Consider the following 14,175-nt stretch of genomic DNA (forward strand, 5'->3'; position numbering starts at 1 on the left):
AAATCTAATGGAAACTAAAGAAACCACTGGCTTAACAGCCGAACAACACAAACAGAAAATGCAGCGCCGCCAAGAAGTACAGGCGCAGCGAATCGCTAACTCCTCAAAAGAAAAAGGTTTAATTATAGTCAATACGGGTAACGGTAAAGGCAAAACCACAGCCGCTTTGGGAATGGTTGTGCGATCGCTCGGTCACGGATACCGCGTCGCCATAGTACAATTTATCAAGGGAGCTTGGGAACCCGCAGAAAAAGCCGTTTTTCAACTCTGGGAAAAACAGTTAGAATTCCACGCCATGGGGGAAGGCTTTACCTGGGACACGCAAGACCGCGATAGAGATATCGAAATAGCTCAAAAAGCCTGGGAAAAATCCCTAACTTTTATCTGCAATCCCGAATTTAAATTAGTTCTTCTAGATGAAGTTAATATAGCATTAAAACTAGGTTATTTGCGCGTAGATCAAGTAATCTCCGGGTTAGAAAAAAAACCTGAACAAACCCACATTATTTTAACAGGCAGAGGCGCGCCAGATGCACTAATTGAACGAGCCGATTTGGTGACAGAAATGACATTAGTTAAGCATCCATTCCGAGAACAAGGTATTAAAGCTCAACCAGGTATTGAGTATTAATGTTTTTTGCAGTTAGGACTTTTTCACCAATCTCACATCTAAAATCTTAAATATATCCTACGCTGGCAACGTTAAAGTAAAAGTTGACCCCTTGCCAAACTCGCTACTCACAGTAATTTCTCCCCCCAGCATCTGAGAGTATTTCTGCGCTATTGCCAAACCCAAACCCGTACCTCCGTACTTGCGGGTAGTCGAAGCATCAGCTTGCGTAAAAGGTTGAAATAACTTTTGTAGCTGTTCAGGAGTAATCCCAATTCCCGTATCCGTACACTTAATAATTAACTGTTCTGAATCCCAACTATTCTCGTCATTTTTAAATTTTTCAACGCTGAGTGTAATTGTCCCTTTATGAGTAAACTTAGCTGCATTGCTGAGTAAATTAAATAAAATTTGAGTAAACTTAATTTGATCGGAATACAATTCGCCAATATTATTAGGACACTCAACATTCAGGCGATTAGTGTTTCGCAAAAATAGCGGTTCAACAGTTCTCGCTACATCTTGAACTGCCTCCGACACGTCAAAAGTTTCTAATTCAAGTTCCGCGTGACCGGCTTCAATCTTCGACAAGTCTAGAATATCATTAATTAAGGAAAGTAAAAGCTGACCTGAATTGTGAATTCTCTCCAAATCCGACACAAAATTTTCTTCTCCCAAATCTACAGCCTCTTCTTGCAGAATCTCACTGTAACCAATAATCGCATTCAGAGGAGTTCGCAGTTCGTGGCTCATGTTAGCCAAAAACTGACTTTTAGCCAAATTAGCTGCTTCTGCCGCTTCCTTTGCCTTGTATAGTTCTGCCTCGGCTTGCAAGCGGTTGGTCACGTCGTGAGCCAGCACTAATTCAGCATTTCTGCTATCAAATAGCATGGCATAAGAAGTAATTTCAACATCAATAATTGTTCCGTCTTTTTTCTGGTGCTGCCACACGCCTGCAAACTCAATACCGGCCTCTACTTGGGAGGAATTTTCTAGCAATCTCGGTAGCTCTTGGGGGGGGCGAATGTCCGCAACGGTCATGTTGAGAAATTCGTCGCGAGTGTAGCCGTAGTGTTGGACAGCAGCCTGATTGACAGCTATAAATTCCAGAGTTTCTAAATCGTAAACCCACATCGGATGGGGGTTATTTTTAAACAAAAGTCTGTAGCGTTCTTCCGAGGCTCGCAGTTCTGCTTCGGCTTGTTTGCGCTCGGTAATGTCGCGGACAACGGTGCAAATAATCTCGCGGCCGCCGTAGGAAATCACGCTCCCGCTCACTTCCACATCCACGCAGGAACCGTCTCGGCGGCGGTAGAGAACTTCGCCAATTCTGAATTGTTTGTCCGTCAGCAGCAACTCGATATTGTTGTCAATTAGGTCTTTAGAGTAAGCGATGATATCGTAAATAGTTAGTTGCGAAATGGCATCAGGACTGTAATCGAGCAAGTCTCTAAACGCTGTATTGGCTTCCAAAAGGCGTTTGGTTTGAGCGTCCCACAGGAATATACAATCTGTAGCTTGCTCGACTACGGCTCGGTATCGGGCTTTTTCCTCAAGTTGTTCACTTTCGGCTTGGGCGATCGCACTCAACATTCCGTTGATAGTATGGGCAAGGTCGGACAACTCGTCTTCGCCCGTCACCGGTAGTCGCACTGAGAGGTCTTGGCTGCTACTGACGCGCTTCACTGCTTTCGCCAAACCGCTCAACCGAGACAGTACAAGACGCTCTAGCAGTAGCAGAGTGCAGCCGACCAACCCAACTCCCACTAACGCTACAGACCCCAGCAGGTACAGCAAACTAATCTGACCTTGCCGATATATTTCTCTGGGGATATCCACCCGCAATAGCAGCGCAGGTTGGTTGTAAATATCCCTGATCAAAGCGTAACCCGCGATCGACTCTTCGCTTAAAGGACGCACCAAAATCGGTTTTTTTTCCGACAGTTTCTCTCGCGCATTCTGAAAGTCTGCAGGCAACCGAGCCTCCTGCACGCTGTGTACGATTAGCGGCAAGCGAGTAATTTTAGAAACTTTCGCAATACCAGCAGCATCCAAATTGCGCCCGAATATCAGCGTACCTCGGATCGGGCCGGTGCTTTTAGTCGTGAGAATAGGCCGGGAAGTAATCAGTATTGGCCCTGACGGTAGCAGCAGGATACCAGCGAGGCTGCTTTTGGCGTTGGGGTGCTGCAACAGCGGGTCGCTGAGAGAAATGCGCCGTTTTAATGCTTCTGGAACAGGCGTTAGTTTCAGCTTTTGGCTGTCTAAACCCGTACTGTAAACTATTTTGCCAGAAGTATTGACAAATATGGCTATATTAACTCTTATATTAGCCAGCCCTTCTGGAATTAAATTGGAGGCAATGAATTTTGAGTTGCGGTTTTGGATGAAAGTGTAGGTGTCGTCCCAGGACGACCAGTCGGCAAAGCGCGAGTTAAAGTCATCTGCGGTTTGCCCGAACACATTGAGCACTCCCTTGACAACCTGTGTGGCTTCTTGTTCCTCTGCTTTGATCATGCTGCCCAAGAGGATGCTTGAGGAGGCGACATACAGAATGCCAGTCAATCCAGCGATGGTAATGCCAATGATCGATAGTGTTTTCCGACGCAGTTTCATCTTGCCATGTGTGTGGTGTCCGTCCGAAATTCTCAACTCAGGAGCAATTTTACTACTGTTTCCTGAACCCTGACCGAAAGCAATTTGGTCCGGGGGCTCCCGATATATCAGTGGGGTTGCTTTCTTCAAATCTAAAATCTAAAATCTAAAATCTAAAATTGATTGACTGGTGGCGCAGCGCGTGTTTCCTACTTTTCCCACACCTGCTGTTTGTGAGATTCTTTGCAAATACCCAAGATGCGCCGATCGTTGTCGCTGATGGTGGAAATTGGGTAATATTGTTGCAGGTTTACGGAGTAGGGAGAGCGACTGCCGTCGTAACTGTCCACTACTATTAAATTTAACTGAGTTCGATCGCTTGTGCCGTAAAAACAGTAAAAAGCAGACCGAGGCAGGTAAAAAGCGCCGACTACCTTACTCTGCCGCATTTCAAATACAAAATATTCTTGTTTAATTTCCTCTGGCTTGCTCGACTGGCCGTAGAGGTAAATGCCATCTGCTAAACCTGTGCTAGCTGTATCTGGCTCAGGATTTGGCGGAGATTGCGAGCTTAAAACGCCGGATTTGATGTCCGAGTCGTGTGCCCGGCGTGCGGGGAATGCGATGCTCAAGTTACCGGGCCAGAGAGCAAGCACGATCGCGATCGCTTCTAAACTTCGTGTCAATATCAAATAAGTCAAAACCACTCCCGACCCCAAAATTTAAAATAGCTGGTTCCAAACGCCTCTTGTACCAGTTTCACAAAGATTGTAGAGAAACCGGGTATTTTGCTTAATGTTGGCTATTAACTTGAAGGAACGATCGCCCGCCCGATGCCTGAACTTAAATCTAAGCTTAGCTGTGATAAATTTTGCGTCCACCCTGATTGGGAAATCCACCCGTCCAATAATACCATTTTAGATTTTAAGTTTTATAGTCTTGGACGCATATACTACGATTTTCTGTCCGAAGACAACGTAGTGAACCAATCTCAAACCCTTGATTTAACTTCGATAGTGCGTCAGTCCTGTTTGAGATTAAAGAATGCAGTAATTGGGAATGCCCTATTGCCTAATGGTTTGAATTGCTGGCCTACATTAACATTCTTTTTTTTAAACTGGTATAGACATAAAAAAAAGTTGAGATTTTGGTAAATCTCAACTTTTTTATTAGTGACTAACTAGCCAAGTATTCTCGAACTTGAGATTGGCGTCGCCGCAGGTGGGCAAGGGCTTGATGTTCTAGCTGCCGCACCCGTTCCCGACTGAGATTTAACCGTTCTCCGACTTTCGCCAGAGACATTTCTGTGCCGTCCTCCAAACCGAAGCGCAGAATTATCACATCTCGCTGCTGGGGGGTCAGTTCTGATATCAAAGTATCGAGGTCTTGCCGCAGCAACTCCGAGGTAATGTAGTTGTCTGGAGATGCAGTTTCGTCTTCTAAGAGTTCTTGCAGTTCGGTATCTTGGTTGTCTCCTACCCGCAAGTCCAAAGAAACTGGATGTCTTGCCATCAGCAGGTATTCCCGAATTTGGGAAGGGTGCAGTTCCAAAGCTGCAGCAATTTCGGCAGGAGAGGGAGACCGGCCCAACTGTTGGGTAAGTTCCCGCTGCACTTTTTTGATTTTGTTGAGTTTTTCGGTGATGTGAATTGGCAATCGAATTGTGCGGGCGTGTTGGGCGATCGCGCGGGTAATTGCTTGGCGAATCCACCAGTAGGCATAGGTAGAAAATTTGTATCCCCGCATCGGGTCAAATTTTTCAACTCCTCGTTCTAAACCAAGGGTGCCTTCTTGAATTAGATCCAAGAATTCCATATTGCGTTTCTGGTATTTTTTGGCGATCGCCACTACTAGCCGCAAATTCGCTTCAATCATCTTTTGCTTGGCCCGCCGCCCTATGTGTAAGATGCGGCTAAGTTCAGGTTCGGTCAACTCCATTTCGGCAGCCCACTCTTGATTCGTCAGATCCCGCTGCCATTCTTTAGCAAGTGCTTGTTTTGCTTCGATTAATTTCATCATTTGCTGCACCTGCTTCCCGAAAACAATTTCTTCTTCTCGGGTTAGCAGGGGTACGCGACCGATCTCGTGCAGATAGGTACGAACCGTATCCGTTGAGGAGTATGGCCGGCTGCCCATGCGATCGGCTTTCACTGTTTTGTTTTTGGGGGTTGTGGTGGACATGGGTGAGTATTGCACTCCTTGTAACAACAGATAAAAAGTTGGTGATACCCTGTCCCACTTTTGCAAGTGGGATAAAGACTGCGACAAAGGGGATGTTTCCCCTCCTGTTTATCGGTGACGATCGGTAGAAGCTTTTTGTTTGGGATTACTTTTGTGCTGGATTTTCCAGTAATCGCCGTCGATTTTCGGTAGCTCGCTAGCTTTAACGGCTAGTTCCAGGCGAAGTGAAGCAAGAGTTTAGTTTTCTCAATATTATTCCCAATTTTGAGGATCGTAAAGGGTAAAAACCTCTGTCTTAAGGTCAAGATTCTACATTTTTCCTTAAGGTTTTGAATTCCCTGTTAGTTTTAACTGCCACTCAACTTCACAATACTCATGCAAACAGACTCATGCAATTCGAGGGCTTTGTTTTGCTCTCTGTTCCATCATCGCTTGAAATTTTCTCGCTGCCTAGATGGTGGGATGCGAGATAACCGAACTCGATCGCCGTATTAGATGCCAGTAACTGTTTAAAATATTTATTGACATTTTTATTTAAATATGCTAATTCAATTCTGCTACGAGTAACGACAAGGTGTATAAAGGCTGGCTGTTGCCCTGTTTGACTTTCATTGTGCCCCTAGGCTCCATCATCTCCATCATCTTTAAGCTTATGCAAATTTTGGGCAGTTAGGGATGAGGGGTGAGGGGGTGAAAGGGGAAAAGCTTCTAACTCAAAGCTGGGGTCTAAGTTTTTCGACGTTCGATCGCACTTTCTAGTTAAAGAGATTTTAAGGGCGATTCCCTACGGTATAGCTACGCACGCGCGTACTTTGTAGCTCGTATAATTCTCCAGGCTAGATTAAACCCGCAACAAAAGCTACCACTCTCTATTAAAATTAGCACAAAAGCTCGATCGGGTGCTGCAATGAAAGCTAAAAATTTCCCACAATTAGCATTACTATCGCTGGTGTGTGTCGCCTGTGTGCAAAACCCATTGGCACAAGCACCCGCCGCGCCGTCCGCACCCAATATCCCAACTCCTACGCCAATTCAAACTCCATCAATTTCACCTCCCGTTCAAACACCAATAGCACAAGAACCCGCCGCATCCCCCGCACCCAATAATCCAACTCCTACGCCAATTCAGACTCAATCTCCAAAACCAAGTCCGACTCAAACGAGTTTAGATGTTGCCCAAAAACCTACAAACTCTCTGCCACCTGCACAAACTTACGACCTGCGCGTTATCGATAACCAACTATGGAGACGGCTGACAAAAATTACCTTTGGTGAAGATAGCATTATAGTGACTATGGTGATTACCAATGGTAGCAAGGAAGTTGTAATACTTAATGCTGAAAATAGTATGTATCTCTACGACAACGATGGGCAACGATATAATTTATTACCTCCCTCCAATAATACCCAAATTATGATTAAACCAGGCACTACGCTCAAAGGGCAGTTTGTATTCGTAGGTTGGTTACAACCGAAAGCAAATAATTTGCGGATATATTCGACTATCAATGATTCGAGGAGTTTTATTACCCTATTCGACAAGATTCCAATTGACAGGTGATTGAAAATGAAAAAGCTAATTAGACTGATTAATACTACGATAATCTCATCATTACTTTTCGCGACCTCATCCTCTCAGTTGGCTGCTAGTAAATCCGCTAAAGTCGATACTGTTGAATCAGAATCAACAGCAGTTACAACCTTAGAAGTAATACCAATTACTCCTACTACAGTAAAAGTTGAAATTATTGCTCAGACTACAGTAAATATTGAGAATATCACCGCTAATCAAACTGCGACAGAGGAGCAGCTACCAACACAAATAACAACCGAGACTGTCAAAAACATTGAAACAGAGTTGAACGCCGAAAAAGTACCTGAAGGCATCAGAATTAATGTGCCAGAAACTATTTTATTTGATTTTGACAAATATAACGTCCGCGCCCAAGCTAAACCCACTCTCACCAAGATCAATCTGCTGCTGAGACATTACAAAAACGCCCAAATATTCATCAACGGACACACCGACAACCACGGGGAAGATTCCTATAATCTCGAACTTTCCCAGAAGCGAGCCGCAGCGGTAAAATATTATTTTATCAACGTTTTCAAGGTTCAGAATACCCGAATGCAAACCAAAGGGTACGGCAAAACTAAACCGATTTCTCCTAATAATAATTTAGACGGCTCAGACAACCCGGTGGGGAGAGAGAAAAACCGCCGCGTTGAATTAATTATTAAAACATAGGAAGTAGATTATTTTACGGCAGATGCACGCAGATCAACGCTGATAAAAAGGGATTTTATAAGGGTTTAATCTGTTGTTAAAATCCTAAATCCATTTTGGCAGATTCTGCCTCGGCAAATACTTGTTCATCGGGCATTTCTTGCCAGTCAATATCCCCGATTTCCCTGTAGAATTGCTCGTCGTAAGGACGAGTTTGCACGACGACGGGCATCGGTACGGCGTGCCCCAAAACTAATGCTTGCTGTTTGGAGTCGAGTTTTGCCAAAACCGATCGCAAACTCTGCCCTCCCGAAACGCCAGTAAAAATAGCGTCGATGTCTTTATCATCGTTTAGCAAAGCTGTGATCCGCGTTCCGACTTGCGACATGACTTCGGCATCGATGCCGGAGGGACGCTGGTCTACAATTAGCAGGGTGACAAAGTATTTTCGCATTTCTCGCGCGATCGTACCGAAAATAGTCGATCGCACGATCGCCGGATCGAGAAAGCGGTGAGCTTCCTCTATGGTAATCACCAACGGCTGCGGGCGATCGCACGGATTTTTGCTCTGCAAAAACTTCTCCGCTTTCCGCACGTAAGCTTGGTGAATGCGGCGAGTAATCACGTTTGCCGCCAACATATACGACAGCAAATCCGAGTGGGAACCAAACTCAATTACTACATTCTTCCCGCCATCCAAACACTGCAAAACTTCAGTTACATAATTTTTAGGGCAGCGTGTGCGAATATACTTCAAATCATTCAGTCGCTCTAATTTGCGCTGCAAAGCCATAATCGAAGACTTATTTCCCCGCTTTTCTTCGCAAAACATTGAAATATCTTCATTGCTCATTTCCAGCAACTTGTTGATCCAACCGCTTCCCAACTCATTTCGCAAAATAATCGCATTTTCGATACTAGCTTCCGACAAATTTAACTCGCGCTGCACCAGCGCGATGTCTTCCACCTCAATTTGATCGAAACTCAAAAACAACTCTTGAGCATCGCGGACTCCCCGGCGTTTTGTCGATTCTGGATCGAGGGTATAAATCTGCATTTTATCGGGAAACAACTGCCGCAAACCTTTAACAGTGCTGAACTGTTTCCCTTCCGAAACTGCTTCCCACCCGTACTCCGAGTGCATATCAAAAATTAGATTGACAGCAGCTTGCTTGCGAATAATTCCCGACAATAGCAAGCGAGTCAGAAAAGATTTTCCCGTTCCCGACTTGCCAAAAACTCCGTTGCTGCGTTCCACAAATCGGTCTAAATCCAAGCACACAGCAACATCCATGTCAATCGGTTTGCCGATCGCAAAATTGCGGCGGTACGGGTCATCTTCCCAGCCAAAAACTGCCCGAAAATCCGTTTCTTTGGCATCAAACACCTGCGAAAAGTGGCTGGGAATAGTTTTGACAGGCAGCAACTCAATATCCGCGCCCGTTTGTGACTCAAAAGAAGCCAAATTTCCTAACGCCAGCTTATTCTCGCGAACTCCGCCGTTTTTCGTCGGGTCGAAAATTGCCTGCTGTTTTTCTCGTTCAGCAGTCAACATCAACATCGGCGACAGTTCGATCGTACCGTAGGTGCTGCTACCGGCTAGCACTGCGAGCAGAAAATCGTCGTCGGGATTGGGAGGATTCGATAAAATGCGGGCGCTAGAAGTTCCGAGAGACACGTCGGTGAGCATACAGAAAAAGTGCGATCGCACCCCCCGCACTACTAGAAATTTCCCCACCCTCATATCTTCCACCGAAACGTCGGCGTGCAGTCGCACTTCTAATCCCTTGCTCAGAGAACCTTGAATAACAGAGCCTAACGGTCGATCCATTTTAGATTTTAGATTTTAGATTTTAGATTGTTAATAATCGAGCAATTTTCGCTGGGCGAGTTTTGATTTTAGATTTTCGATTGTTAACAGTCAACTAATTACCATTCCGATTCTAGTGGCAATTCAAAATAACTCGGACTCAGATGTATATCGGTCAAATCCGTTTCGCTCAAATAAGCGTCGGTCAAAAATACCCCTTTTAAACTTGCGCCTTTGAGGTTAGTACCTTTCAGGTTAGCACCTCTGAGATTAACTCGGAATAAATGAGCATCGCTCAAGTCTGCCTCAGTTAAATCTGCTCCCTCCAAATTTACTCTCATCAAATCTGCTTTTCGGAGGTCAGCTTCCGTTAACTTAGCGCCGCTGAGGTCAGCTTTTGTCAAGTCTACACCTCTCAAGTCGGCCCCGCTCAAGTTAGCGAACAGCAAAGTAGCTCCCGTGAAATCTGTCTCCCTCAAATCGGCATCCCTTAAATTAGCGCCGCTGAGGTCAGCCCTTGTTAAGTCTACACCCCGGAGGTCAGCAGAACTCAAGTTTACTTGGTGTAAAATTGCCCCACTTAAATCGGCTCCTCTCAAATCTGTTTGCTCTAAGTTTGCACCTTTGAGGTAAGCTTTTTTTAAGCTAGCTCTGCTGAGGTCTACATTTTTGAGATTAACCGAACTTAAGTTAGAACCGCTCAAATTAGCTCCGCTTAAATCTGATCCGTTTAAGTCGGCTCCCGTTAAGTTTACCCCTTGCAGCGATACATTGGGAGCAATTAAATAAGCTCCGCCCAGAGCGGGGTCAATGCCTTCTGAAAACAATGTTTTGTTGCTGTAAACAGCTTTCTCCAAAATCGTGCCGCTCAAACTAGCTTCCCTCAAGTCCGCTGCGCTGAGGTTGGCTCCTGCTAAGTTTGCCCGATCGAGTTTTGCGCCAAATAAAATAGCTTTGTATAAGTTTGTCCGCCGCAAATCGGCTCCTTTTAAATCGGCTTCGGTCAAATCTACCATAGCCAGATTTAAGCCAGGGAGCGAAGCATTGGGAGCTAGCAAAAATGCTCCCAGTGCACCCGGATCAATATCATCCGGAAAGATAGTCCGGTTGTTGTATACCGCCTTGTCTAAAATCGCCCCGCTCAACTGAGAACCGCGCAAATCTGCCCCGCTAAGGTTGGCTCTGGTTAAGTTGGCTTCGTGGAAATTGGCTCCAACTAAATTAGCCTTGATCAAACTTGCTTGTTTGAGGTTGGCGCCCGTGAATTCGGCTCCTACGAGATTAGCTTCTCGCAGGACAGCACCAGTCAAATCAGCTCTAGTAAGGTTAGCTAAATTAAGAAATGATTCAGCTAAATCCGCCCCGCTGAGATTAGCACCGCTGAGGTCGGCTTCAATCAAGTCTGCATACCTGAGCATAGCGCCGCTGAGGTTGGTTTCTCGGAGATCCGTGCCTCGGAGGTTGGCTCCCCGGAGTTCCGCACCGCCAAGGTTGGTGCCTTTAAGTGCTTGTCCCCTGAGATCGAGTCGGTGCAGAAAGTCACCAACGTTCATTTGCATGTCAAATTCACCCTCTCTATTCCGATACTTTTTTCCTAACCTTTGAAATCAAGTTAGATATTCTGAAAGTACCTTGGCTGAGTTCTGGTCAAAACCATTGTAATCATCAATAGCCACAACTGGTGCATCTGGCGGATAGTGTTCTGGAATATCGTCAATGGCTACCCAAGGTGAGTTTTCTGCTTGATTTTGTCGAAGATACTCAAGAACTTCCTGGTGTCGTAAATATTTGTGTTGGTGAATATTTTTGGGGTTGAGAAAAGGGGTGAATCCGATAACACGGATAGCGATATCTGGTGAAAATAATGGCTGGATTACCTCGAAGGGGAATATTTCACGCCAGGAAGATGAAATTACTATTCGCGCATTAGGATAGGAACGAAGCACGTTTTCAAAGTGATTAAGGCAAACCGAATTAAATTTCATTATATCTGTGTGCAAACTCGATGTTTCATGTCTTCTGTCAGGAATAAGTACACCATCAATGTCTAAAAAAATTAACATTAACTAAAAGTCCTAGTGAATATTTTAATAAGTATTAATACTCTTTGATAAGATAAATGTGCAGCGACGATTCTCTCTCAAGTGTTCGCTACATCGACTTGTTTGACTGCAATCAACATTGTTATTCACTGCTTTTATTTGTAGGTGCTTTCTGACGAAAGGAAGATGCTGGTATAAACAAATATTGTTCTGAAATTCACACTTTTTCTTGGCTTCTGCCTTCCCCCCTGCTGGGGTAGGGGGGTTGGCTTCTACCTTCTGCCTTCAGGCAAGAGGAGCAAAACTGTAGATTTTTTGAGGTTCGAGCCGATCGCAAATTCCGGTTAATTCCGACAAAAGGAATGTCTCGCGATCGAGCTGGACTTGTAGGGTTTTGAGCGGATCTCCACCAGAGGAAACCATGAATTCTAATGTTTGCAAATTCGGCTCCGTGCTGATTTCGCCCAGAATTTTGCCGATCGCCCTGACGTAAGGATGATTTGGATCTTTGTACCAGTCGGGGGCTGCGAGTCCGGCTTGATCGAAGCCTAGATGAACGATGAGGGAGCCTTCTCCGAAAAGGGCTATTCCCACCGGCCGCGCTTCTTCTTGCAGCAGCAAGTGCTGGTTAGCCGCCAAATGTCGCAATTTTTCGAGGTGTTCGTACCGATTTTGAATGGCAGAATCTTCCTCTTTTCCTTCTGCTTTCTGGCTTCTACCTTCTTCCTTCGTTTCGTTCCACTGAATCGCCACTGTTACTAAATAAGTTTGCAGTAGCATATGACCGAGTTTTTCGGCTTTTGTTGCCAGATAGATCGAGTTGTAATCTGTGGCTTCAATTAGTAAGGGGACGCGATCGGCTACTTCAATCCCGTAACCTTTCAAACCCGCAATTTTGCGCGGGTTGTTGGTAATTAACCGAATTTTTTTAACTCCCAAATCGTTGAGCATTTGTGCTCCGACGCCGTAGTTCCGCAAGTCGGCGGGAAATCCCAACCGTTCGTTGGCTTCTACAGTATCCAATCCCAAATCTTGCAGCGAGTAAGCTTTTAGTTTATTTACCAATCCAATACCCCGACCTTCTTGGCGCAAGTAAACTATGACGCCAGAACCGACATTTTCGATCATTTTCAGTGCCGCTTGCAGTTGCATCCGGCAGTCGCAGCGCAAGGAACCCAAAGCATCGCCAGTCAGGCATTCGGAATGCACCCGCACCATCACGGGTTTATCTTTAAATTCTGCCGGGTCGCCCTTGACAATAGCAACGTGTTCTGAATTGTCTTGGGTGTCGCGGTAGGCGTAAATCATAAACTCGCCAAATTGAGTGGGCAATTTGGCGACGGTTTCGCGGCGGACGAATCGATCGTGCTTGAGTCGGTAGCTAATTAAGTCGGCAATACTGATTATTTTGAGGTTGTGGAGTTTAGCGTACTCGATTAATTCGGGCAACCTCGCCATCGAACCGTCGGGGTTTTGAATTTCGCATATGACGCCGCTGGGATACAGGCCAGCGAGTCTGGCGAGGTCAACCGAGGCTTCGGTGTGGCCGGCGCGTTTGAGGACGCCACCGTCGATCGCCCGCAGGGGGAAAATGTGACCGGGACGGCGCAAGTCTTGAGGTTTGGTGTCCGGGTGGATGGCTACTTGGATGGTGCGGGCTCTGTCTTCGGCGGAGATGCCGGTACTGACGCCGTTGACTGCATCGATGCTGACGGTGAAGGCAGTTTGGTTGTTGTCGGTGTTTTTGCTGACCATGAGGGGCAGTTCCAGGCGATCGAGCCTTTCGCCGCTCAATGCCAGACAAATCAAGCCCCGCGCGTTCACGGCCATGAAATTGATGTTGTCGGGGGTGGCGAATTGGGCAGCACAAATCACATCGCCTTCGTTTTCGCGATTTTCGTCATCGACTACTACCAGGGGGCGACCTGCTTTGAGGTCTGCCAGGGCGCTGTCAATTGAGTCAAATTGAAAGGATTGAGTTGAGGAGTTGTTATTTGGCACAGAGAATTTCAAGCTATAAACAGTAATGTTATGGAAATAGAATGTATTTGTGATTGTAACCTTTTGTTTCCGACAGGGCGATTCCCCAGTCCAGATGAGTTTGACAAGTTTTTTTAAACTCACTTACTATAAATTTTACACTTTGTCAACAAAATATCTCCCCAATATTTCATGAGCTTGACTGATATCGCGAAGATTTTAGGTAAACCGTACTTTCAAGCTCCTAATTGCTTAATTTATAACATGGATTGTTTGGAAGCATTGAAGCTGCTGCCCGATCAATTTGTAGATTTAACCCTTACCAGCCCGCCTTATAACATCGGTAAAGAGTACGAAAAATCCTTGGTGTTAGATGAGTATTTAAACTGGTGCGAGCTGTGGATAGCGGAGGTTTACCGGGTAACCCTCGATCGAGGAGCGTTTTGGCTGAATTTAGGTTATTTGTCAATTCGCGATCGGGCCAAAGCAATTCCAATTTCCTAACTGCTTTGGGACAAAGTGCCTTTTTATCTGATTCAAGAAGTTGTCTGGAATTACGGCGCGGGAGTTGCCGACAGCAAGTTCTTTTCACCCCGCAATGAAAAGTTTCTCTGGTCTGTGAAAAATCAAAATAAGTATACATTTAATTTGGAGGGTGCATCTCACTTTTGCAGATACATCAAGTAGAAAGTTGACCATTGAGATAAGCACAGCGAAGAGAAAGGATAGA

General features: G+C 45.4%; 11 protein-coding genes. 4 read left to right on the forward strand and 7 right to left on the reverse strand.

Annotated features, from left to right (window positions below; translation table 11 throughout):
* Window positions 1-7: 7 nt before the first annotated feature.
* Window positions 8-631 (forward strand): cob(I)yrinic acid a,c-diamide adenosyltransferase, encoded by a 624-nt coding sequence (cobO, locus tag QUA53_RS16835; RefSeq protein WP_333096090.1) that lies wholly within the window; start codon window positions 8-10, stop codon window positions 629-631.
* A 57-nt stretch (window positions 632-688) separates the two neighbouring features.
* Here the strand turns inward: cobO and QUA53_RS16840 are convergent, their stop codons facing one another.
* From QUA53_RS16840 to QUA53_RS16850, 3 genes are all read right to left on the reverse strand, one after another.
* Window positions 689-3,226, reverse strand: a complete 2,538-nt coding sequence (locus QUA53_RS16840; RefSeq protein WP_333096089.1) for a CHASE4 domain-containing protein — start codon at window positions 3,224-3,226, stop codon at window positions 689-691.
* A gap of 188 nt (window positions 3,227-3,414) precedes the next feature.
* Window positions 3,415-3,912 carry a hypothetical protein gene (locus QUA53_RS16845; protein WP_333096088.1) on the reverse strand — a complete coding sequence of 166 codons (498 nt, stop codon included), beginning with the start codon at window positions 3,910-3,912 and terminating at the stop codon, window positions 3,415-3,417.
* A gap of 469 nt (window positions 3,913-4,381) precedes the next feature.
* Entirely contained in the window at window positions 4,382-5,386 is a 1,005-nt protein-coding gene (locus tag QUA53_RS16850; protein WP_333079500.1) for an RNA polymerase sigma factor, RpoD/SigA family, read from the reverse strand.
* Window positions 5,387-6,293: 907 nt separating this feature from the next.
* Here QUA53_RS16850 and QUA53_RS16855 point away from each other — a divergent pair.
* Window positions 6,294-6,947 carry a hypothetical protein gene (locus QUA53_RS16855; protein WP_333096087.1) on the forward strand — a complete coding sequence of 218 codons (654 nt, stop codon included), beginning with the start codon at window positions 6,294-6,296 and terminating at the stop codon, window positions 6,945-6,947.
* A 6-nt stretch (window positions 6,948-6,953) separates the two neighbouring features.
* Window positions 6,954-7,634, forward strand: a complete 681-nt coding sequence (locus QUA53_RS16860) for an OmpA family protein (RefSeq protein ID WP_333096086.1) — start codon at window positions 6,954-6,956, stop codon at window positions 7,632-7,634.
* Window positions 7,635-7,710: 76 nt separating this feature from the next.
* On the opposite strand, the gene QUA53_RS16865 is transcribed toward QUA53_RS16860, so the two are convergent.
* From QUA53_RS16865 to ribBA, 4 genes are all read right to left on the reverse strand, one after another.
* Window positions 7,711-9,444 carry an ATP-binding protein gene (locus QUA53_RS16865; protein ID WP_333096085.1) on the reverse strand — a complete coding sequence of 578 codons (1,734 nt, stop codon included), beginning with the start codon at window positions 9,442-9,444 and terminating at the stop codon, window positions 7,711-7,713.
* 98 nt (window positions 9,445-9,542) lie between these two features.
* Complete coding sequence (locus QUA53_RS16870; protein WP_333096084.1) at window positions 9,543-10,982, reverse strand: pentapeptide repeat-containing protein; 1,440 nt, start codon at window positions 10,980-10,982, stop codon at window positions 9,543-9,545.
* A gap of 48 nt (window positions 10,983-11,030) precedes the next feature.
* Window positions 11,031-11,486 (reverse strand): HAD domain-containing protein, encoded by a 456-nt coding sequence (locus tag QUA53_RS16875; protein ID WP_333096083.1) that lies wholly within the window; start codon window positions 11,484-11,486, stop codon window positions 11,031-11,033.
* Between the two features lie 264 nt (window positions 11,487-11,750).
* Window positions 11,751-13,466, reverse strand: coding sequence for a bifunctional 3,4-dihydroxy-2-butanone-4-phosphate synthase/GTP cyclohydrolase II (gene ribBA, locus QUA53_RS16880; protein WP_333096082.1), 1,716 nt, complete (start codon window positions 13,464-13,466; stop codon window positions 11,751-11,753).
* A gap of 171 nt (window positions 13,467-13,637) precedes the next feature.
* Here ribBA and QUA53_RS16885 point away from each other — a divergent pair, with 171 nt between their 5' ends.
* A complete protein-coding gene (locus tag QUA53_RS16885) occupies window positions 13,638-13,949 on the forward strand; it encodes a DNA methyltransferase (protein ID WP_333096081.1) in 312 nt (103 codons plus the stop codon).
* Window positions 13,950-14,175 lie beyond the last annotated feature (226 nt).

The sequence above is a fragment of the Microcoleus sp. Pol12B3 genome (genome assembly GCF_036701355.1).
Taxonomy (GTDB): domain Bacteria; phylum Cyanobacteriota; class Cyanobacteriia; order Cyanobacteriales; family Microcoleaceae; genus Microcoleus.